The 22,364-nt window shown below is 38.1% G+C and carries 22 protein-coding genes and 2 pseudogenes; 16 read left to right on the top strand and 8 right to left on the bottom strand.

Annotated features, from left to right (window positions below):
• Positions 1-80: 80 nt before the first annotated feature.
• The 4 genes and pseudogenes from mobB (at position 81) to pdxH (ending at position 4,466) form a co-directional block, all read left to right on the top strand.
• Positions 81-596: a molybdopterin-guanine dinucleotide biosynthesis protein MobB gene (gene mobB / locus KP713_RS04845; RefSeq protein WP_106014017.1), complete on the top strand. Its 516-nt coding sequence runs from the start codon at positions 81-83 to the stop codon at positions 594-596.
• Positions 593-1,981, top strand: a complete 1,389-nt coding sequence (locus KP713_RS04840) for an MDR family MFS transporter (RefSeq protein ID WP_215770005.1) — start codon at positions 593-595, stop codon at positions 1,979-1,981. The genes mobB and KP713_RS04840 overlap by 4 nt, the downstream gene beginning before the upstream one ends.
• Positions 1,982-2,134: 153 nt before the next feature.
• Positions 2,135-3,778: an ABC transporter substrate-binding protein gene (locus KP713_RS04835; protein ID WP_215770004.1), complete on the top strand. Its 1,644-nt coding sequence runs from the start codon at positions 2,135-2,137 to the stop codon at positions 3,776-3,778.
• A 55-nt stretch (positions 3,779-3,833) separates the two neighbouring features.
• Positions 3,834-4,466 (top strand): annotated as a pseudogene (gene pdxH, locus KP713_RS04830) (pyridoxamine 5'-phosphate oxidase).
• An 86-nt stretch (positions 4,467-4,552) separates the two neighbouring features.
• Here the strand turns inward: pdxH and KP713_RS04825 are convergent.
• The 3 genes from KP713_RS04825 to KP713_RS04815 all read right to left on the bottom strand — a co-directional run bounded on the left by KP713_RS04825 (position 4,553) and on the right by KP713_RS04815 (position 6,937).
• Positions 4,553-5,098, bottom strand: a complete 546-nt coding sequence (locus tag KP713_RS04825) for a YggT family protein (RefSeq protein WP_140450035.1) — start codon at positions 5,096-5,098, stop codon at positions 4,553-4,555.
• A complete protein-coding gene (corA, locus tag KP713_RS04820) occupies positions 5,098-6,045 on the bottom strand; it encodes a magnesium/cobalt transporter CorA (protein WP_005629627.1) in 948 nt (315 codons plus the stop codon). The genes KP713_RS04825 and corA overlap by 1 nt, the downstream gene beginning before the upstream one ends.
• 292 nt (positions 6,046-6,337) lie before the next feature.
• On the bottom strand, positions 6,338-6,937 hold the full coding sequence (locus tag KP713_RS04815; RefSeq protein ID WP_215770003.1) for a YajG family lipoprotein: 600 nt from the start codon (positions 6,935-6,937) through the stop codon (positions 6,338-6,340).
• 92 nt (positions 6,938-7,029) lie between these two features.
• Between KP713_RS04815 and KP713_RS04810 the strand changes: the two genes are divergently transcribed.
• The 10 genes from KP713_RS04810 to mnmA all read left to right on the top strand — a co-directional run bounded on the left by KP713_RS04810 (position 7,030) and on the right by mnmA (position 16,189).
• Complete coding sequence (locus tag KP713_RS04810) at positions 7,030-7,341, top strand: BolA family protein (protein ID WP_215770002.1); 312 nt, start codon at positions 7,030-7,032, stop codon at positions 7,339-7,341.
• A 294-nt stretch (positions 7,342-7,635) separates the two neighbouring features.
• The gene (locus KP713_RS04805; protein WP_215770001.1) at positions 7,636-8,979 is read left to right on the top strand and encodes a Na(+)-translocating NADH-quinone reductase subunit A; all 1,344 of its coding nucleotides are present in this window, start codon (positions 7,636-7,638) and stop codon (positions 8,977-8,979) included.
• Positions 8,980-8,981: 2 nt separating this feature from the next.
• Entirely contained in the window at positions 8,982-10,217 is a 1,236-nt protein-coding gene (locus tag KP713_RS04800; RefSeq protein ID WP_215770000.1) for an NADH:ubiquinone reductase (Na(+)-transporting) subunit B, read from the top strand.
• Positions 10,210-10,995 (top strand): Na(+)-translocating NADH-quinone reductase subunit C, encoded by a 786-nt coding sequence (locus tag KP713_RS04795; protein WP_215769999.1) that lies wholly within the window; start codon positions 10,210-10,212, stop codon positions 10,993-10,995. Before KP713_RS04800 ends, KP713_RS04795 begins: the two co-directional genes overlap by 8 nt.
• Positions 10,995-11,624 (top strand): NADH:ubiquinone reductase (Na(+)-transporting) subunit D, encoded by a 630-nt coding sequence (locus KP713_RS04790; RefSeq protein WP_005633380.1) that lies wholly within the window; start codon positions 10,995-10,997, stop codon positions 11,622-11,624. The genes KP713_RS04795 and KP713_RS04790 overlap by 1 nt, the downstream gene beginning before the upstream one ends.
• Before the next feature lie 3 nt (positions 11,625-11,627).
• Positions 11,628-12,224: an NADH:ubiquinone reductase (Na(+)-transporting) subunit E gene (nqrE, locus tag KP713_RS04785; RefSeq protein ID WP_005633378.1), complete on the top strand. Its 597-nt coding sequence runs from the start codon at positions 11,628-11,630 to the stop codon at positions 12,222-12,224.
• 10 nt (positions 12,225-12,234) lie between these two features.
• Positions 12,235-13,470 carry an NADH:ubiquinone reductase (Na(+)-transporting) subunit F gene (nqrF, locus tag KP713_RS04780; protein ID WP_005636875.1) on the top strand — a complete coding sequence of 412 codons (1,236 nt, stop codon included), beginning with the start codon at positions 12,235-12,237 and terminating at the stop codon, positions 13,468-13,470.
• 144 nt (positions 13,471-13,614) lie between these two features.
• Positions 13,615-14,655 (top strand): FAD:protein FMN transferase, encoded by a 1,041-nt coding sequence (locus KP713_RS04775; RefSeq protein ID WP_215769998.1) that lies wholly within the window; start codon positions 13,615-13,617, stop codon positions 14,653-14,655.
• A 2-nt stretch (positions 14,656-14,657) separates the two neighbouring features.
• Positions 14,658-14,918, top strand: a complete 261-nt coding sequence (gene nqrM / locus KP713_RS04770) for a (Na+)-NQR maturation NqrM (RefSeq protein ID WP_005633372.1) — start codon at positions 14,658-14,660, stop codon at positions 14,916-14,918.
• Between the two features lie 116 nt (positions 14,919-15,034).
• Positions 15,035-16,189, top strand: coding sequence for a tRNA 2-thiouridine(34) synthase MnmA (gene mnmA / locus KP713_RS04765; protein WP_215769997.1), 1,155 nt, complete (start codon positions 15,035-15,037; stop codon positions 16,187-16,189).
• Between the two features lie 45 nt (positions 16,190-16,234).
• Here mnmA and rplS read toward each other — a convergent pair whose 3' ends face one another.
• From rplS to rpsP, 4 genes are read right to left on the bottom strand one after another with little or no spacing between them, the layout of a single operon-like run.
• A complete protein-coding gene (gene rplS / locus KP713_RS04760; protein ID WP_005626422.1) occupies positions 16,235-16,585 on the bottom strand; it encodes a 50S ribosomal protein L19 in 351 nt (116 codons plus the stop codon).
• Positions 16,586-16,621: 36 nt separating this feature from the next.
• Complete coding sequence (gene trmD / locus KP713_RS04755) at positions 16,622-17,362, bottom strand: tRNA (guanosine(37)-N1)-methyltransferase TrmD (RefSeq protein WP_140526597.1); 741 nt, start codon at positions 17,360-17,362, stop codon at positions 16,622-16,624.
• Positions 17,363-17,399: 37 nt separating this feature from the next.
• A complete protein-coding gene (gene rimM, locus KP713_RS04750) occupies positions 17,400-17,927 on the bottom strand; it encodes a ribosome maturation factor RimM (protein WP_215769996.1) in 528 nt (175 codons plus the stop codon).
• Between the two features lie 44 nt (positions 17,928-17,971).
• Positions 17,972-18,220, bottom strand: coding sequence for a 30S ribosomal protein S16 (rpsP, locus tag KP713_RS04745; RefSeq protein ID WP_005626429.1), 249 nt, complete (start codon positions 18,218-18,220; stop codon positions 17,972-17,974).
• A 310-nt stretch (positions 18,221-18,530) separates the two neighbouring features.
• Between rpsP and KP713_RS04740 the strand changes: the two genes are divergently transcribed.
• Together KP713_RS04740 and nadN are read left to right on the top strand one after the other, a co-directional pair.
• Positions 18,531-19,310, top strand: coding sequence for an amidohydrolase family protein (locus KP713_RS04740; protein ID WP_215769995.1), 780 nt, complete (start codon positions 18,531-18,533; stop codon positions 19,308-19,310).
• A gap of 24 nt (positions 19,311-19,334) precedes the next feature.
• Positions 19,335-21,146, top strand: coding sequence for an NAD nucleotidase (gene nadN, locus KP713_RS04735; RefSeq protein ID WP_204713779.1), 1,812 nt, complete (start codon positions 19,335-19,337; stop codon positions 21,144-21,146).
• A gap of 170 nt (positions 21,147-21,316) precedes the next feature.
• Here the strand turns inward: nadN and KP713_RS08985 are convergent.
• Positions 21,317-22,133 (bottom strand): annotated as a pseudogene (locus KP713_RS08985) (transposase); the annotation flags it as partial.
• Positions 22,134-22,364: the final 231 nt, after the last annotated feature.

Here is a 22,364-nt window from a genome sequence, read left to right as displayed (position 1 = left end):
TTGAATACAATAAGGCTTTTTATATTGGAGTTTATTCCATTTGGTTAAAACTCGAGTAATTAGAATTTAAGGATTACATGATGAATAGAGCAATACCTTTGTTAGGGATTACCGGTTATAGCGGTAGTGGTAAAACAACATTATTAGAAAAACTTATCCCAGAACTTATCGCTCGTCACATTCGCGTTTCAGTGATTAAACATAGCCATCACAATATGCAAGTTGATAAGGAAGGAAAAGATAGTTGGCGTATGAAAGAGGCGGGTTCCTCTCAAGTCATTTTAGCGAATGATGAACGCTGGGCGATCATGACGGAAACACCCAAACCTGTTTCATTGGATTATTTAGCACAACAATTTGACCGCACTTTAACGGATTTAGTGTTGGTAGAAGGCTTTAAACAAGAGCCAATTCCAAAGATTTTGCTCCATCGTCAGGAAATGACAAAACCTTTACCCGAAATTGACGAATATGTGCTCGCAGTTGCAACGAATTATCCCCTTGAAATTGACCGCACTTTGTTGGATATTAACTGTATTCCGCAAATTGCCGATTTTATTGAAAATTGGTTGCACCATTTTCACGGAGCACGATGACTGAATCCAATGCTTATCGCGGTTTAGCTTGGGTAGCGGCAATGGCGCTTTTTATGCAGAGCCTAGATGCCACTATTCTTAATACCGCCTTACCGGCGATATCCTCCGATTTACATAAACCCGCCTTTGAAATGCAAATGGCGATTATTGCTTATTCTTTAGCCGTTGCATTATTTATTCCTCTTACCGCTTGGGCGGCTGCAAAATTTGGGACATTGACCGTTTTTCGCGCTGCAGTGTTGACTTTTATTTTAGGTTCTATTGCTTGTGCTGCTGCGCCTAATTTAGAAAGTTTAATCTTAGCCAGAGTGATTCAGGGGATGGGCGGTGCTTTTATGATGCCGGTGGCGCGTTTAGCTATTATTCAAGCTGTCCCGAAACAACAATTAGTGAATGCTTGGAATTTAATGGCAACTGCAGGTTTGATTGGGCCAATTCTAGGGCCTATTTTAGGGGGATGGTTAGTCATTCACGCCAGTTGGCACTGGATTTTTTTAATTAATATTCCAATTGGTGCACTAGGGATTTTGGCATCGGGCAGCGTGATGAGTAACATCAAAGGCGAAGCAGAGAAACTAGATTGGACAGGTTTTTTACTGTTTGCATTGGGGTTAGTTAGCATCACGCTTGGTTTGGATTTACTCGGTGAAAGCCAACATAGCCCAATTACAACCTATAGTGTGTTAGTTGTTGGCGTTCTGTTACTCGTGGCTTATTTTAGTTATGCTAAAAACAATGAAGATTCCATTTTACCTTTATCCCTTTTCCGCACTCGTACATTCAGATTAGGCATCATTGCCAATATTTTTATCCGATTATCTGCATCTGGCGTTCCTTTTTTATTGCCTTTGATGTTCCAATTATCTTTCGGTTATAGTGCTGAAATGTCAGGCTGGCTATTAGCACCAATTGCGTTAATTTCGGTGATTTTGAAAATATTAATTGGACGAATTTTAAATCGTTGGGGCTATAAAACAACGCTAATTTCATCCGCACTTTTGATGGCTGGCTCTGTTATTTCAATGGCTTGGTTAGATAAACAAAGTTCTCTGACTTGGATTATTTGCAATCTCATGTGGTACGGTGCTTGTATGTCGATAATTTTCACTTCAATTAATACGTTGACTGTAGGCGATCTTTCAAAACAACAGGCAGGAACAGGTTCGACAGTATTAAGTATTGTGCAGCAAGTTGGAATTGGATTTGGTATTGCTATTTCATCGATAATTCTAAATCTCTATAGACATTTCTTTAGCGCGAGTGATGGCTTACAACAGGCATTTAGCTATACTTTCTTAACCTCATCACTTTTTGCAATCGCCTTAGTTTGGTCGCTTATGAAATTACATAAAAATGATGGCGATCATTTACGTAAGAATCCTTAGATTAATTTGTTATAATCCATGGAATTTTTTTATTTAAAAAAAGCGACATTTGCTTATATCTTATTAAACATTTATTTTATATAGGATTTATCTAGCATCATGGTTATATGACAATGCTCGAATAAATCTCTGCTAACAAAGTGAGGAACTATCATGAAGCTAAAAGCAACACTAACTCTTACGGCTGCAACGCTTGTATTAGCCGCTTGTGATCAATCAGGTTCAGCAAATAAACCGACTGCACAATCTGAAACCAAATCTGCATCTAACAATACTTTCGTTTACTGTACAGCAAAAGCACCTTTAGGATTTAGCCCTGCACTTGTAATGGAGGGAACATCTTATAATGCAAGCTCACAACAAGTGTATAACCGCTTAGTTGAATTTAAAAAAGGCTCAACAGATATTGAACCAGCCTTAGCTGAAAGTTGGGAAATTAGCGATGATGGTTTAACTTATACATTCCATTTAAGAAAAGGTGTTAAATTCCATACAACAAAAGAATTTACCCCAACACGCGATTTTAATGCGGATGATGTTGTATTCTCATTCCAACGTCAGTTAGATCCAAATCATCCATATCACAATGTATCTAAGGGAACTTATCCATATTTCAAAGCCATGAAATTCCCTGAATTGTTAAAATCTGTGGAGAAAGTAGATGACAATACAATTCGTATTACCTTAAACAAGAAAGATGCGACTTTCTTGGCAAGTTTAGGCATGGATTTTATTTCTATTTATTCCGCAGAATATGCTGATTCAATGCTGAAAGCAGGTAAGCCAGAAACAATTGATAATCGCCCAGTGGGAACGGGGCCATTTGTTTTTGTTGATTACAAAACGGATCAAGCTGCTCAATATGTAGCAAACGAAAACTATTGGAAGGGTAGAACACCATTGGATCGTTTAGTTATCAATATTGTGCCAGATGCGACAACACGTTATGCAAAATTACAGGCGGGCTCTTGTGATTTAATTTTATTCCCGAATGTAGCGGATTTAGCCAAAATGAAAACAGATCCAAAAGTACAACTTTTGGAACAAAAAGGTTTGAACGTGGCGTATATCGCATTCAATACCGAAAAAGCACCGTTTGATAATGTCAAAGTTCGTCAAGCACTGAACTACGCAGTGGATAAAAAAGCGATTATTGAAGCGGTTTACCAAGGTGCAGGTACACCAGCTAAAAATCCACTTCCTCCAACAATTTGGAGTTACAACGATGAAGTTCAAGATTATCCGTATGATCCAGAAAAAGCAAAACAACTTTTAGCAGAAGCGGGTTACCCAAATGGTTTTGAAACTGATTTTTGGATTCAACCTGTTGTACGTGCGTCTAACCCAAATCCAAAACGTATGGCTGAACTTATCATGGCTGACTGGGCAAAAGTTGGTGTAAAAACCAACCCAGTTACCTATGAATGGGCTGATTACCAAAAACGTGCGAAAGCGGGGGAATTAACTGCGGGTATCTTTGGTTGGTCTGGTGATAATGGTGACCCTGATAACTTCTTATCTCCATTATTGGCAAGTTCAAATGCGGGTAATTCCAATATGGCTCGTTTTAAAAATCCAGAATTTGATGCATTACTAGATAAAGCAATCGGATTAACAAATAAGGAAGAACGCACCGCACTTTATAAACAAGCGCAAGTTATCGTTCATAATCAAGCACCTTGGATTCCAGTGGCACATTCTGTTGGTTTTGCACCACTTAGTCCACGCGTAAAGGGCTATGTACAAAGCCCATTTGGCTATGATTCATTCTACGGTGTGAGTGTTGATAATAAGTAAGTAATATTTTAAAGCCTTAGTTTTATACTAAGGCTTTTATTTTGACGGAGGGAAAATGGATTTACATCATATTCGTGAAGAATATAGAAAACGTGTGTTATCACAACAAAATTGTCAAGATAATCCGATTTCGCAATTTGAATTGTGGATGAATGAGGCTATTAATAGCTAGGTTTGCGAACCGACAGCAATGAATATCTCGACAGTAGATAAAGAGGGGAGACCTAGTAGTCGAGTAGTCTTGTTGAAAGAAGTTAATTCAGAGGGTTTTGTCTTTTTTACGAATTATCATAGTCATAAAGGACAAGATATAGCCAATAATCCCAATGTGGCAATTGCTTTTTTCTGGCCAGAGTTAGAGCGTCAAGTTCGAATTGAAGGGAAAGCGGAAAAAATTCCTACAGAACAATCTGATGAGTATTTTGCTAGTCGTCCTTATACCAGTCAGATGGGGGCTTGGGCAAGTGAGCAAAGTACGGTTATTTCGGGCTATAAATTTTTATTAAGCGAAGCAGCATTAATTGCCGCTAGATATCCATTTCATGTACCACGGCCGATGCATTGGGGAGGCTATTTAATTCGTCCAGAAATAGTTGAGTTTTGGCAAGGTCGTCCAAGTCGTTTACATGATCGGATTTATTATAGAAAAGGAAATGGCAATTGGATCCGTGAAAGATTATCACCTTAAATTTTGAATTTGGTTGCTTTAAGAGAAATTAGGTTAAGTATAAAAATGCTTAACCTAATTAATATAAATAATTTTTGAGTAATTGTTTAACCAGAGATCATCCAAAGTCCACCTAACATATCAAGCATTAGGTTATTTAAGAACAATAAGATAAATACGACGACCATAGGGGAAAAATCAATCATGCCTAATGTTGGCAAGAATCGACGGATAGGTCTTAAAAGTGGTTCTGATAGTTGATAAAACGCATAAATCACAGGGCTATTGCCACGATTAAACCAACTTAGAACAGCGCCAATAAAAAGCACATAAAAAATTGCTAAACCAATGCTTTTCAATACAGTTAATACACCCAATATTAAGAGAAAATTAACTGATAAACCAAAATAAAAAATACCTTTCAACATACCGATAATAAATATTAGCAGTAAAGCAGAAGTATCGATATTTTTCACTGTAGGCGCAATTTTACGCAGAGGTTTTAATACTGGATCAGTCATTTTTACTGTAAATGTTGAAACAGGATTGTAATAATCCACTCGAGCAAACTGTAACCAAGCTCGTAAGATTAAGACTAGTGCATAAAGATTAATAATTGATCCGATAAATAATGCGGTTTGGGATAATTCCATCATAACCATCCTTTTCTTCTAAAATAAATATATGGTGTCAATGCGGCTGCGATCATTAATCCAATTGCCATTGGATAGCCATATTTAAAATGTAATTCAGGCATAAAATCAAAATTCATACCATAGGTAGACGCGACCAATGTTGCAGGAAGGAACATCACAGAAACAACTGAGAAGAATTTCATAATTTTGTTCTGTTCAATATTGATGTAACCCATTGCAGCTTGCATTAAAAAGTTTACTTTTTGGAACAAGGATTCATTATGCGGTTGCAAAGATTCGATATCTCGTAATATTTCTCGTGCTTGTTCTAACTGGTTTGTTGGTAAGCGCGTTTTGCGAACCAAGAAACCTAATGCACGTTGGGTATCCATTAAACACAAACGAACTTTTGAGCTCGTATCTTCTTGTTCCGTGAGCGTATTTAATGCTTCATCAAAGGCTTCATCTTGTTTTCCGTTTAAAATAACACGACTCAACTCTTCCAAATCTGCATAAACGTTTTCAATCACGTCTGCTAACTGCTCAATTTTCGTTTCAAATAAATCTAGCAAAACTTCATAAGAATTACATTCTAATAAACGCTGGCTACGTGAACGCATACGATATAAACGGAATGCGGGTAGCTCGCGATCACGCAACGTAAATAAACGACCATCACGAATAGTAAAAGCAACGCTAGCTAAATCAGCATAATTGTCTTCATCTTCGCAATAAAAAAATGAGTGAAGGTGTAGACCATCTTCATCTTCAAAGAAACGGGCGGAAGCTTCGATATCTTCCAATTCTAGAAAAGAAGCTAAGCTCTGGCCTAAACCTTCTTGTAGCATTTCACGTTCTTCGCCTGTCGGCTCAAGTAAATCAAGCCAAATGGCAGTATTGAGATCAGTTTGGTCTTCGTCAATGCGAACCAAGCGGGAATCATTGATAGCAAACGCGTTGATCATTTCATACTCCTTATAGGATTATGAACAGCTAACAGTGAACAAATTAAAGAAGAAACGAAAGTGTGGTGAAAAATCACAAAGTTTTCGTTAAGAGATGCCGAAACAACGGTAAATTTACCGGCGAACGCGCGCCGATAATAAAAAAGGCGGGCGTCTAGAGCGATATTCGGTATCGACTATGACTGTCCAAAGTGTGTGTCCTTCTCGTTAAAAAATCGGGCGAATGTTACGCTTGAAAGCGGTGTTCGTCAAGTTTTAATCTTAATAAAAAAGGGCAAAATTGCCCTTATAATTAGTTTGTATATTGATTAATCGCAGCGGATACTTCTTGATCTTGATAAATGTTATTCACAATATCGTTAAATGTTTGAGACAGAACTTTTTGAATTTCGTCATTATCCGCGTTTAATGCGCCTTCTTGTGAACGAGTAGCATTAAATGCTTTGTTATATGAACCTTTCGCACCTTGAACATAAACAGTCGCTTGAATTTTGGTATTAAGTTTATAACGAAGATTACCTTGTTCTACTTGCGTAGCAAATTCACGCACATCCACAGTTACCCAGGCATTTGATCCATTGGATTGCCCAATTCTGAAACCTTTACTAATAAGATTTTGTTGCATCACTTGTTGGAATAATTGTGTAACACTTGGTGATGAATTTAATTTAATGAGTTCTCCACGTTTGGTATAGCTCGCGATATCTTGCGTTGTGCGGCTATCTTTCGTTGTTACATACACAATCGCATTTTGATTAATGTTCATTGTGGCATTCGGTGCCGGTGGTGTGAACGTTAATGTATTTGATTGTGCTTGGCAGCCAGCAAGGAACAGCGTAGCTGCTGCAATACTTGCTGCTGATAATGTTTTGATTTTGTTTGATAATGTCATAATTTCCCCAATGAGCCAGTTAAAACTGTGTTATTCTTGCAAACTTCATTGCTAATGTATAGCGTTTCATTGTGATTTTGTGGAGATTTATGATGTCTGTTCAACAAACTATCGAACAAAAAATTCAACTAGAATTTCAACCGCACTTTTTTACTGTAGAAAATGAAAGCCACTTACATAGTTCTGGTCGTGGTGCTGAATCTCATTTTAAATGTGTGATTGTGAGTAATGTTTTTGAAGGAATGCGTAAAGTACAGCGTCATCAACGTGTTTATCAATTGCTTGCAGATGAGCTTAATAGCGGTGTTCATGCGTTAGCATTGCACTTGTTTACCGTAGAGGAATGGGGCGAGTTAAATGAGAAAATTCCCGCTTCAACTAAATGCGCAGGCGTTGGACATTAATTTTTTATGTTATGAAGATGTAACATTTTTTTGATATATCGCAAAAGGTTTTTACAAAAAAGTAGGCGTTTAAGTAGCGAAAAAAGCAGATTTTCGCTAGAATAAGGCGTTTAATTTTATCCAAATTCAATTTCTCGATAATGATGTTTATCGTGAAGTTAACCGATTTGAGTTTTTTATTTTTGTGGCATTGATGTCTTTACTAAAGGTGTTTTGTCACGCTCAAACACGAGATTGCATTTAACTTGTTTATCTGCAATTGTATTTTTAACCTTGAAAAGTAGTGCAAACAGTATGATTACAATTAAGAAAGGCTTGGATCTCCCAATTGCGGGAAAACCAGCACAAGTAATCCACAACGGAAATGTTGTGAATCAAGTTGCGATTCTAGGTGAGGAGTATGTGGGGATGCGTCCTTCGATGAAGGTACGTGAAGGTGATGTTGTAAAAAAAGGCCAAGTGCTTTTTGAAGACAAGAAAAATCCAGGTGTGATTTTTACAGCCCCTGCAAGTGGTACTATCACTGTAATCAATCGTGGTGAGAAGCGCGTGTTACAATCTGTCGTAATTAATGTGGAAGGAAATGAGCAAATCACTTTCGCAAAATATAGTGCAGAACAATTGAATTCGCTTTCTTCTGAACAAGTAAGACAAAACCTTGTTGAATCAGGTTTATGGACTGCATTACGTACTCGTCCATTTAGCAAAGTACCTGCGATTGATAGTGAACCAGCCTCAATTTTCGTGAATGCAATGGATACCAATCCATTAGCCGCAGATCCTGCAATCGTGCTAAAAGAATTTTGGCAAGATTTCACGAATGGTTTGACAGTATTAAGTCGTTTATTCCCTTCAAAACCGTTACACTTGTGTAAAGCAGGTGATACCAATATCCCAACTGTTGATCTTGAAAATTTACAGATTCATGATTTTGGTGGCGTTCACCCTGCAGGTCTTGTTGGTACTCATATTCATTTTATTGATCCTGTTGGTGTAAATAAAACAGTATGGCACATCAATTATCAAGATGTGATCGCAGTGGGTAAATTATTTACAACAGGCGAGCTTTATGTTGAACGTGTTATTTCTCTTGCTGGTCCGCAAGTGAAAGAACCTCGTTTAATTCGCACTGTAATTGGCGCTAATCTTTCTCAATTAACCCAAAATGAATTAAGTGCGGGTGAAAATCGCGTAATTTCTGGTTCAGTGCTTTGTGGACAAACCGCAAAAGGTGCTCATGACTATTTAAGTCGCTATGCATTGCAAGTATCGGTAATTGCTGAAGGTAATGAGAAAGAATTCCTTGGTTGGATTACACCGCAATCAAATAAATATTCAATTACTCGTACAGTGTTAGGTCACTTCGGTAAGAAATTATTCAACTTCACTACGGCTGAAAATGGTGGTGAGCGTGCAATGGTTCCAATTGGTAGCTATGAGCGTGTTATGCCGTTGGATATTTTACCGACATTATTATTACGTGATTTAATCGTGGGTGATACCGATGGTGCGCAAGCGTTAGGTTGTCTTGAGTTAGATGAAGAAGACTTAGCGTTATGTTCTTTCGTTTGCCCGGGCAAATATGAATACGGTTCAATCTTGCGTCAAGTATTAGATAAGATTGAGAAGGAAGGTTAAAAATGGGTTTAAAAAATCTTTTTGAAAAAATGGAACCCGCGTTTTTACCAGGTGGTAAATACAGCAAGCTTTATCCGATCTTTGAATCGATTTATACCTTGCTTTATACACCAGGTACGGTAACGCACAAAAATACTCACGTTCGTGATGCGTTAGACTCAAAACGTATGATGATTACGGTTTTCCTTGCGTTGTTCCCTGCGATTTTCTACGGGATGTACAATGTGGGTAACCAAGCGATTCCAGCCTTAAATCAATTAGGCAATTTAGATCAACTAATTGCTAACGATTGGCATTATGCCTTTGCAAGTTCATTAGGTTTAGATTTAACAGCCAATGCAACTTGGGGCTCAAAAATGGCTCTGGGAGCGATCTTCTTCTTACCAATTTACTTAGTGGTGTTTACCGTTTGTACAATTTGGGAGTTGTTGTTCTCAGTGGTGCGTGGTCATGAAGTAAATGAAGGGATGTTCGTTTCAACCATTTTATTTGCGTTAATCGTTCCACCAACATTGCCATTATGGCAAGCCGCATTAGGTATTACTTTTGGTATCGTTGTTGCAAAAGAAATTTTTGGTGGCGTTGGTCGTAACTTCATGAACCCTGCACTTGCAGGCCGAGCTTTCTTGTTCTTCGCCTATCCAGCTCAAATTTCAGGTGATACTGTTTGGACTGCTGCTGATGGTTTCTCTGGCGCAACCGCACTTTCACAATGGTCACAAGGTGGTCAGGGAGCATTACAACATACAGTCACTGGCGCTCCAATTACTTGGATGGATGCTTTTGTTGGTAACTTACCTGGTTCAATGGGTGAAGTTTCTACGCTTGCAATTTTAATCGGTGGCGCAGTGATTGTGTTCACTCGTATTGCTGCATGGCGCATCATTGCTGGAGTGATGATTGGTATGATTGCAACTTCAACTCTATTCAATTTAGTTGGTTCTGATACTAACCCAATGTTCTCAATGCCTTGGCATTGGCACCTTGTTTTAGGTGGATTTGCATTAGGTATGGTATTTATGGCAACAGATCCTGTTTCAGCATCCTTTACCAATACCGGTAAGTGGTGGTATGGTGCATTAATTGGTGTAATGGCTGTATTAATTCGTACTGTAAACCCAGCTTATCCGGAAGGCATGATGTTAGCGATTTTATTTGCAAACTTATTTGCACCGATTTTCGACTACATCGTTGTTCAAGCAAATATCAAACGTCGGAGAGCAAGAACAAATGGCTAAGTTTAATAAAGACAGCGTAGGCGGTACAGTTACCGTTGTTGTATTGCTAAGTTTGGTGTGTTCTATCATTGTTTCCGGTGCCGCGGTGGCATTGAAATCGAAACAAGATGAGCAAAAAGCACTGGATGTTCAACGTAATATTTTAACGGTTGCTGGCTTAATGAAAGAAGATAATGCTTCCATCATTAAAGACACTTATAACAAGTTTATTGAACCACGTTTAGTGGATTTGCAAAGTGGTGATTTTGTTCAAGCATCAAAAGAGGATGTAGAAAAATTTGATCCAAAAACAGCAGTAAAATCGACTGCACTTAGTCAAGCCATTCCGGTGGAACAAGATAAAGCCGGAATTAAAGTGCGTGCCAATCAAGCGCGAGTTTACCTTGTAAAAGATGAACAAGGTCAAGTCAATCAAGTCATATTGCCAATGTACGGTCGCGGTTTATGGTCAACAATGTACGGTTTTGTTGCGGTTGCCCCAGATGCCAATACCATCAAAGGTATTACTTACTATGATCAAGGTGAAACAGCAGGTCTTGGTGGTGAAATTGCCAATCCGCGTTGGCAAGCACTTTTCGTAGATAAAAAACTGTTTGATGATGATCAACGTGTGGCTATTCGTATTGCTAAAAATGCTTCTTCTAACAAAGAATACGGTGTTGATGCTTTATCAGGTGCAACTTTAACCTCAAATGGTGTGCAAGGTTCCTTTGATTATTGGTTTAGTCAAAACGGTTTTGGTCCATTCTTAGCAAAATTTAAAGCGGGGGCAAGATAATGGCTGATGCAAAAAGCAATTTAAAAGCACTTTTGCTTGATCCGATCGTAAAAAATAACCCGATTGCGCTGCAAATTTTGGGTATTTGTTCTGCATTAGCGGTCACAACTCAATTACAAACCGCGATCGTTATGGCCATTGCGGTAAGTTTAGTAACTGGTTTTTCCAGTATGTTTATTTCAATGATTCGTCATTACATTCCAAATAGTATTCGTATCATTGTACAACTGGCAATTATCGCTTCTTTGGTAATCTTAGTTGACCAAGTATTGAAAGCTTTTGCTTATGGTTTATCTAAGCAGCTCTCGGTATTTGTAGGCTTGATTATTACTAACTGTATCGTGATGGGCCGGGCAGAAGCTTTTGCGATGAAATCTCGTCCACTTGAGAGCTTTGTTGATGGTATCGGTAACGGTTTAGGTTACGGTGCAATTTTATTAATTGTTGCAACGTTACGTGAGTTAATCGGTTCTGGTCGTTTACTTGGCTTTCCAGTATTCCAAACCATTCAAGATGGTGGCTGGTATCAACCAAACGGCTTGTTCCTTCTTGCACCAAGTGCGTTCTTTATTATCGGCTTCATCATTTGGGGTTTAAGAACGTGGAAACCTGAGCAACAGGAGAAATAATCAATGGAACATTATATTAGCCTATTTGTGAAGGCGATCTTCATTGAAAATATGGCGCTTTCTTTCTTCTTAGGGATGTGTACTTTCCTTGCTGTATCAAAAAAAGTGTCAACCGCATTCGGCTTAGGGGTTGCAGTAACAGTTGTGCTTGGCATTTCTGTGCCAGCAAACCAATTTGTATTTGAACATGTGTTAAAAGATGGCGCATTAGTTGAAGGGGTAGATTTATCCTTCTTAAGCTTTATTACGTTTATCGGTATTATCGCGGGTATCGTTCAAATTCTTGAAATGACACTCGATAAATTCTTCCCAGCACTGTATAACGCATTGGGGATTTTCCTTCCGCTTATTGCCGTAAACTGTGCGATCTTTGGTGGCGTATCCTTTGCGATTCAACGTGAATATACCTTCGCAGAATCTGCCGTGTACGGTATTGGTGCAGGCTTGGGGTGGATGTTAGCAATTGTTGCGCTTGCAGGTTTAACTGAAAAAATGAAATATGCTGATGTACCGGCAGGCTTGAAAGGATTAGGAATAACCTTTATTTCTGCGGGATTGATGGCGCTTGGCTTTATGTCATTCTCTGGTATTCAATTATAAGGAGGCATAAATGAGCGAATCTTCAATTTTATTATTAGGTGTTGCAGCATTTACCGCTATTATTTTAGTACTCGTTGCGATTATCTTGTTTGCCAAGTCAAAACTAGTCGATTCTGGTGATATTACTATTGGTATCAATAACGATCCAGAGAAAGCGATTACATTACCTGCAGGTGGCAAATTATTAGGTGCTCTAGCAAGTAAAGGTATTTTCGTGTCTTCTGCTTGTGGCGGCGGCGGCTCTTGTGGTCAATGTGTGGTAAAAGTGAAAAATGGTGGCGGAGAAATTCTTCCAACCGAACTTTCTCACATTAACAAACGTGAAGCAAAAGAAGGTTATCGTCTAGCTTGTCAAGTTAACGTGAAAGGTAATATGGAAGTTGAACTTCCTGAAGAAATCTTCGGTGTGAAAAAATGGGAATGTACTGTTATTTCTAACGATAACAAAGCAACCTTTATCAAAGAACTTAAATTAGCGATTCCTGAAGGTGAGGAAGTACCTTTCCGCGCGGGTGGTTATATTCAAATCGAAGCTGATCCACACGTGGTGAACTATAAAGATTTCGATATTCCTGAAGAATACCACGAAGACTGGGATAAATATGATTTATGGCGTTATGTCTCTAAAGTTGACGAGCATATTATTCGTGCTTACTCAATGGCTTCATACCCTGAAGAGAAAGGCATCATTATGCTTAATGTACGTATTGCAACGCCTCCTCCACGTCAACCTGATGCACCTCCAGGTCAAATGTCTTCATACATTTGGTCATTAAAAGCGGGTGATAAAGTCACTATTTCTGGTCCATTTGGTGAATTCTTTGCTAAAGAGACTGATGCAGAAATGGTATTTATCGGTGGCGGTGCGGGTATGGCGCCAATGCGTTCTCATATTTTTGACCAATTAAAACGTCTTCACTCTAAACGTAAAATGTCATTCTGGTATGGTGCACGTTCTAAACGTGAAATCTTCTATCAAGAAGACTTTGACCAATTACAAGCTGAAAATCCAAACTTTGTATGGCATGTTGCATTATCGGACGCATTGCCTGAAGATAATTGGACTGGCTATACAGGCTTTATTCACAATGTGCTTTATGAAAACTACTTGAAAAATCATGAAGCACCAGAAGATTGTGAATACTATATGTGTGGACCTCCGGTGATGAATGCAGCTGTAATTAAAATGTTGAAAGATCTTGGTGTTGAAGATGAAAACATTTTATTAGATGACTTTGGTGGCTGATTTTAGTTAATCAATTCATCATAAAAACTGACCGCACTTTGTGATGAAGTGCGGTCAAAATTTAAGGTGTTTTTAGAAAATTTTCTATGATTACAGGTAAGTTTTGTTGAGTTTGCCAGTAATTCACAGATGTAGGAAATCCAGATGAAAAAATTAATAAGCGGTATCATGGCGGTAGCAATGGCATTAAGTCTTGCAGCCTGTCAAAAAGAAACAAAAGTTATCTCATTAAGTGGTAAAACAATGGGAACAACTTATCATGTTAAATACCTTGATGAAGGCTTAATGAGAGCAACATCTGAAAAGACGCATGAAGAAATTGAAGCAATCTTAAAAGATGTAAACGCGAAAATGTCCACTTACAAAAAAGATTCGGAACTGAGCCGTTTCAATCAAAATACCCAAGTGAATACACCGATTGAGATTTCAGCAGATTTTGCCAAAGTATTAGCTGAAGCGATTCGTTTAAACAAAGTGACTGAAGGTGCATTGGATGTAACTGTTGGTCCTGTTGTGAATTTATGGGGATTTGGTCCTGAAAAACGCCCAGAAAAACAACCTATGCCAGAACAATTAGCTGAACGCCAAGCTTGGGTTGGTATTGATAAAATTGCCCTTGATATGAGTGGTGCAAAACCGACATTAAGCAAAGCACTTCCTCAAGTTTATGTCGATTTGTCCTCGATTGCTAAAGGCTTTGGCGTTGATCAGGTGGCTGAAAAGTTAGAACAACTAAATGCTCAGAATTATATGGTTGAAATCGGCGGTGAAATTCGTGCGAAAGGAAAAAATATTGAAGGCAAACCTTGGCAGATCGCAATCGAAAAACCAACTACAACAGGTGAAAGAGCGGTTGAAGCTGTAATTGGATTAGACAATATGGGAATGGCAAGTTCTGGCGATTATCGTATTTACTTTGAAGAAAATGGTAAACGCTTTGCTCATGAAATTGATCCGAAAACAGGTTACCCGATTCAGCATCATTTAGCCTCAATTACGGTACTTGCGCCAACCTCAATGACTGCAGATGGCCTATCAACAGGTTTATTTGTGCTAGGTGAAGACAAGGCGTTAGAAGTGGCTGAGAAAAATAATCTTGCTGTTTACTTAATCATTAAAACAGATAATGGTTTTATCACAAAATCATCCTCTGCTTTCAAAAAATTAACAGAAATAAAAGAATAGTTATGCAAACTTTATTTTTTACTTTGATCGCTTTCGTCGCAATTATATTGTTGATGTCTATCGGATTTATTATCAAAAAACAAAGTTTAAAAGGCAGCTGCGGTGGTTTATCTGCCCTTGGTATTGCTAAAGCTTGCGATTGTGATAAACCTTGTGACACGCTTCAATCAAAATTAGATGCGGGCGATGAACAAGCGAAAGCTGAATATGAGCAAAAATTTGCGAAAAAAGATGATGATTCGCAATTTTATGAAGTGAAATAACTTGCTCAAAAATGACCGCACTTTATGTGCAAAATAAAATTAACGGCAAAATTATTTTGCCGTTTTCTCATTCAATGACCAATGTGCTTCGCCTTAACCGAAGTTACGGGAGAACTATGTTAATTTCAAATACTTATAATCAACACTTTCCTCAACTTACACAAGAACAGCTTGCGAGAAATGCTACCAAAAAAGTGATTTGTGGTATGTCTGGCGGAGTGGATTCTTCTGTGTCAGCTTTTATTCTTCAACAGCAAGGCTATCAGGTGGAAGGCCTGTTTATGAAAAACTGGGAAGAAGATGATGATACGGATTACTGTACTGCAGCAGCTGATCTTGCAGATGCTCAAGCAGTATGTGATAAATTGGGTATCAAGCTACATAAAATTAATTTTGCAGCAGAATATTGGGATAATGTATTTGAGCATTTTTTAACTGAATATAAAGCAGGGCGCACGCCGAACCCAGATATTTTGTGTAATAAAGAAATTAAATTTAAAGCGTTTTTAGAATATGCAGCTGAAGATCTTGGTGCCCATTATATTGCAACAGGGCATTATGTACGTAGAGCCGGTGATGATGAAAATGCAAAATTATTACGTGGTCTAGACGCCAATAAAGATCAAAGTTATTTTCTTTATACCTTAAGCTATAAACAAGTGGGGCAAAGCTTATTCCCCGTTGGTGAAATCGAGAAGCCAATTGTTCGCGCTATTGCTGAAGATCTTGGTTTAATTACAGCGAAGAAAAAAGACTCTACTGGTATTTGTTTTATTGGTGAGCGTAAATTTAAGGATTTTTTAGCTCGCTACTTACCTGCGCAACCTGGTGATATTCGTACTGTTGAGGGGAAAATTATTGGTCGTCATGATGGTTTGATGTATCACACGTTGGGACAGCGTAAAGGATTAGGCATTGGTGGTTTAAAAAATGCGGGTGATGAGGCTTGGTATGTGGTAGATAAGGATGTAGAAAATAACGAACTTATTGTCGCTCAGGGGTATGACCATCCTCGTTTATTTTCTAAAGGTTTGATTGCTAGCCAATTACATTGGGTTGAGCGCGAACCAATTCGAGATTTATTACATTGCACGGTGAAAACTCGTTATCGCCAACAAGATATTCCTTGTGTGATTGAACCGATTGATGATGAAACTATTCGAGTGATTTTCGATGAACCTCAATCAGCCGTCACACCAGGACAATCTGCCGTATTTTACCTTGGTGAAGTTTGTTTGGGCGGTGGTATTATCGAAGAACGGATTAAATAACCTAACAAAAAAGGCTTGGAAACCCAAGCCTTTTCTTTTGCGAAATTATTCGCCCAAACGCTCTTTGATACGAGCAGATTTACCTGAACGTTCACGTAAGTAGTAAAGTTTAGCTTTACGTACCGCACCTTTACGTTTAACTGCGATAGAATCTACAGCTGGAGAGTGAGTTTGGAATACACGCTCAACGCCTACGCCGTTAGATACTTTACGTAAAGTAAATGCTGAGTGCAAGCCACGGTTACGAATTGCAATAACCACGCCTTCGAATGCTTGCAAACGACGTTTGCTACCTTCAACTACCCATACTTTAACTTCTAAAGTATCACCAGGGCGGAAGCTAGGTACGTTTTGTTTTAATTGTTCTTGTTCAAGTTGTTTGATAATGTTAGACATTGTTTGATCCTTTATTGATCCTAGATGTAACTGAAACTAACTGCTATGCTCGGCTTGCGCCTCTTTTAACAGTTTACGTTGTTCGTCAGTCAGAGCTAGGCCTTCTAAGAGCTCAGGGCGTCGGAGCCATGTTCTTTGTAACGATTGTTTTAATCGCCATTTCCGAATTTTTTCGTGGTGTCCCGACATCAGCACGGATGGTACAGTTAATCCTTCTAACACTTCCGGTCTGGTATAATGCGGGCAATCTAATAAACCATCTGCAAAAGAATCTTCTTCTGCGGAGGCTTGCTTGCCTAGTACACCGGGAATAAAACGCGCAACAGCATCAATTAATGTCATTGCCGGCAATTCTCCACCGGTTAGAACGTAATCGCCAATTGACCATTCTTCATCAATTTCAGTTTGAATCAATCGCTCATCAATACCTTCGTAACGCCCACATACCAAAATCAATTTCTGATTTTGAGCAAGCTCTGTTACGCCGCCTTGATCGAGTTTACGTCCTTGTGGCGAAAGGTAAATTACCTTTGCGCCTTCTCCTGCCGCTGCTTTCGCAGCATGAATCGCATCCCGTAAAGGTTGCACCATCATCAGCATTCCTGGGCCACCACCATAAGGTCGGTCATCCACGGTTTTATGCTTGTCGAACGTAAAATCTCTTGGATTCCAACATTCCACTTGCAGAAGATTATGTTTTACGGCTCTACCTGTAACCCCAAATTCCGTAATTGCTTTAAACATTTCGGGGAATAATGAAATCACCCCTATCCACATAAAAAGCCTACTACATTACGTTTGTGCATACTTGAGATTAGAAACCAGCGTCCCAATCCACTTCAATTGTTTTCGTGGTGAGATCGACTCTTTTAACTACTTGTTCATACAAAAACGGAATTAACCGCTCTTGTTTTCCAAAAGCATCTTTCGTATTGGCTTTCACCACTAACACATCATTAGAACCGGTTTCCATCATCTCTGTTACAGTTCCCATTGTATAACCTTCTAGATTTATGACTGAGCAACCAATTAAATCGTGCCAGTAATAATCGCCTTCTTCCAGTTCTGGGAAAACAGATAAATCCACACCAATTTCAACATTTGCTAAAATTTGTGCGGCTTCACGATCATCAACGCCTTTTAATTTCACGATGATTTCGTGATTATGATGACGCCAGTTTTCTAATTCTGTTGGCTGCCATTCACCTTTGATTTTTAAAAACCAAGGTTGATACTCAAAAATGCTTTCAACTTGTTCTGTTGATGAATAAATACGTAACCACCCACGAATACCGTAGGTTGAGCCTAATTTGCCCACAACTTCAATACGTTGTTGTTCCATATTTCTCACCTATCTTAGTTTAAGAACTAAATCAAAAAGCAAAATTATGCTGCTTTTTGTGCTTCTTTTACCAAGCTAGCAACACGATCAGAAAGTGATGCACCTTGACCAACCCAGTGGTTAACACGGTCTAGGTCGATACGAACACGTTCTGCGTTACCTTGTGCGATTGGGTTGAAGAAACCTACACGCTCAATGAAACGACCGTCACGTGGTGAACGGCTGTCAGCTACTACGATTTGATAAAATGGGCGTTTTTTAGCTCCGCCACGAGATAAACGAATGGTTACCATAACCTTCCTCTAAATGTTTAATTACTAAAAGAATATTCCCAAATTCGAAAGTGATTTAAGAATATAGCTTACTTTTTTCTCTGTATATATAGACAAAAAGCCTGCGAATTTTATACTTTTTGAACAAAATTGCAAGTTTTGGATGAGCATTCTAATCGGTACGTTATTTTCTCTTGAAAAGGTAAATATTATCATTCACATGCAATTTTGTTTTACGTATAATCTAAGAAACTCTCAAGCAGTTTTAGGTCAAGTTTACGCGTTAAGCGGTATTTCACATTGATAAAATATCAGTTAAATGAGGTTTATTATGAAAATCGGTTTTCATTCAGTGTTACTTGGATTAGCGTCATGTATTGGCATTCAACAATCTGTGGTAGCGAGTCCTCCTTCGTCTTCTCAACAATCAGTATCTACTGAGTCCGCTGAGGCTTTAAAACAACAATTTTCAATCGCTTTAGCCAAACAAGAAAAGCAACAAGTTTCGATTTTACAGAAAAAACTCACCGCACTTTTTTCTTTACCTCCTCAATTCCTAGATAATCAGATCCAAATAAGCGAAAAAATCCTCACTCGTATTTTTAAAACAGATAAAAATCTCACTCCTAAATTTCTTGATTACTTATACTTTGAGCCGATAAATACTAGTGATGCTAATTTAATTCAGGAAATGAAGAAAAACTTACTGGTGTCTTTTTTAGCGAATGAGCAGGCAAAAATTTATATTCGTCAAACAGATAATTCGGAGCAATTTGTTCAGGCTTTACTAGAAAGGGGAGCAAAAGCAGATCAAATCATATTATTGTCTTTGGATGCTAAAGGCATATTTCAAAAAATTATTGAACAGATACGTCAAGATTTTCCTAATCAAACAACTTTTTCTATTACCGAGAATCGAATGAGTTTGATAACCCCTTCTTCAGAAATTAAGCCCCGTCTCGCTCTAGCTAATATGATGTTTGCTCGCCAATTTAAAGGGGTGGAGATTGATGATTTTTCGTATTTAGATCAAGCACGTGAAAATCTTCAACACAATAACTATGCTATTCGTTATAAGACTTTCCAAGCAATGCTTGAAGGCTTAAATTAATCCGTTTACTCATAAGGAGCCATTATGTTTTTATCTAAAAAATCAGTTACCTTTGCAGTTAGTGCGTTAGCAATGCTTTGCTCTGGTTCAACCTTTGCTAAAGAAGCGCCACAAGCTCATAAAGCTGTGGAGTTAAGTATCTTACATATTAATGACCACCATTCTTACTTGGAACCGCACGAAGCGAGAATTAATTTAAATGGTCAACAAACAAAGGTTGATATTGGTGGTTTTTCTGCTGTGAATGGAAAACTTTATGAGTTACGCAAAAAGTATAAAAATCCATTAGTGCTACATGCTGGTGATGCGATTACGGGTACGCTGTATTTCACCCTTTTTGGCGGTTCCGCTGATGCGGCTGTCATGAATGCAGGTAATTTTGATTATTTTACTTTGGGTAATCATGAATTTGATGCGGGCAATGAAGGTTTATTAAAACTACTTGAGCCATTAAAAATTCCAGTACTTTCAGCCAATGTTATTCCTGATAAAAATTCAATTTTATATAACAAATGGAAACCTTACGATATTTTCACTGTGGATGGAGAAAAAATTGCCATTATCGGTTTAGATACCGTGAATAAAACGGTTAATTCCTCTTCACCAGGTAAAGATGTGAAGTTCTATGATGAAATTGCTACCGCACAAATTATGGCAAATGCGCTAAAACAACAAGGTATTAATAAAATCATCCTACTTTCACACGCAGGTAGTGAAAAAAATATCGAAATCGCGCAAAAAGTTAATGATATTGATGTGATCGTTACTGGCGATTCGCATTATTTATACGGAAATGATGAATTACGTGGTTTAAAACTTCCAGTAATCTATGAATATCCACTTGAATTTAAAAATCCAAATGGCGAACCGGTATTTGTAATGGAGGGTTGGGCTTATTCTGCTGTTGTGGGTGACTTAGGTGTTAAATTCAGTCCTGAAGGTATTGCATCTATTACTCGTAAAATTCCTCATGTGTTAATGAGTTCTCATAAACTTCAAGTGAAAAATGCGGAAGGTAAATGGACTGAATTAACAGGCGATGAACGTAAAAAAGCGCTTGATACTTTAAAATCAATGAAGAGTATTTCACTTGATGATCATGATGCAAAAACAGACATGCTTATTTCAAAATATAAAAGTGAAAAAGATCGTTTAGCACAAGAAATTGTTGGTGTTATCACTGGTTCTGCAATGCCGGGTGGTTCAGCAAACCGTATCCCAAATAAAGCAGGCTCAAATCCAGAAGGTTCTATTGCGACACGCTTTATTGCAGAAACAATGTATAACGAACTCAAAACAGTGGATTTAACCATTCAAAATGCAGGTGGTGTGCGTGCGGATATTTTACCGGGCAATGTGACTTTTAATGATGCTTATACTTTCTTACCTTTCGGAAATACGTTATATACCTATAAAATGGAAGGTTCGTTAGTGAAACAAGTGCTTGAAGATGCGATGCAATTTGCTTTAGTTGATGGCTCTACAGGGGCATTCCCTTATGGTGCAGGCATTCGTTATGAAGCGAATGAAACACCAAATTCGGAAGGTAAACGTTTAGTCAGCGTGGAAGTCTTGAATAAACAAACCCAACAATGGGAACCAATTGATGATAATAAACGTTATCTCGTTGGTACCAATGCTTATGTAGCTAGCGGTAAAGATGGTTACAAAACTTTTGGTAAATTATTTAATGATCCAAAATATGAAGGCGTTGATACATACTTGCCTGATGCGGAAAGTTTCATTAAATTTATGAAAAAACATCCGCACTTTGAGGCTTACACTTCATCAAATGTAAAATTTAATGCTTCGACTGATGCGTTACCTAAAAAATAAAATTTAAAAATAGCGTGTATTTAACACTCGATTTTATACCTCAGGCAAACCCACTTTATAGACCATCTGGTATAAAGGTGGGTTTTGTCTCTTTCTATTACATTTCACTTTAGATTGCCATTCAAGCAGTCAGTTTCGTAGAGTTTTTCCCTTGCTCCGATGACTTAACTACATTGGTGTTTTCTATCGTAGCTTGATAAGTGTGTCAGGTAATCAGCCTTTCGGCTTTTTATTTTTGTCGGGCGACGATAATCAAATACACTAATAACCTCTCGGCGAGCCAAGCTTTCTGTGATAGGGACGGTAAAATAGCCAGCATCAAGTCTGACGGCTTTTTTTAGGAGGAGCTGAAAGCGTTATGTCGAGGAATCAAGGTGAGCAATATAGGGTTAGTTGTCATTGATATTACCTGCCCGAGGCAAAGGTATTTAAAATAATCCTATGCTTGCCTTGATGTCTTTGATTTCTGCCACTTTTTCACTCGCTTTTAACGGCTTCTTTCCTTTTTTTCGTATTTTCACCACATCTTGGGTGAGCATATCAATATACTGACTGACTTGTACCTTATACTTTTTATTATGTTTTTCGTTCTTATTAGAGCTGGCTTTAAATGGGTACTGTCTGTAAACGGATACTTGCCCCCATCAAGCCTTTTTCAATTGCTTTCCATACGATACAAGTAAAAAATATGCTCAAATACATCCGCACCATTAAAACGACGAAGATTATTTTGGCTAAGTGTGCTGGTGTCAATCACTTTTTTGTTAAGGACATCCCTAAAACCAGTGGTAAACCACATTGGCTTATCCATTGCCGTTCACTTTTAATACCAAAGAGATAGCCCAACAGTATTATTTTAAACTATCAAATAGGGTCAACAGCTGGATGACCGTTATCCTGACAATAAAGATGAACGCCCTCATCATGGATAAATTCAAAATCAATGGATCTCGCTACTTTGTGAACAAGATGGTCTTGTTGAACCAATTGCTAAAGACTTATCATCTTGAGTTCATATAGAGGAGGGGCAGTATTTTTAAGCATAGGCATTTTCTTGTTTGATATGTCTATTAGATCAAACTTCTAGAGCTATGTTAGCGGTCTAAAATAACACGTATTTAACGCGCTATTTCTGTTTTAAAGTAGCCTCTTAGTAATTAATATTTAGATGTTATTAGAAATAACAAAATGCTATATAGCAAGAATTCAGTAATTTTA

Origin of the sequence: Haemophilus sp. SZY H36 (assembly GCF_018829625.1) — a bacterium.
Lineage (GTDB): Bacteria > Pseudomonadota > Gammaproteobacteria > Enterobacterales > Pasteurellaceae > Haemophilus > Haemophilus haemolyticus_K.
This window is presented reverse-complemented; position numbering and strand designations above follow the sequence as displayed.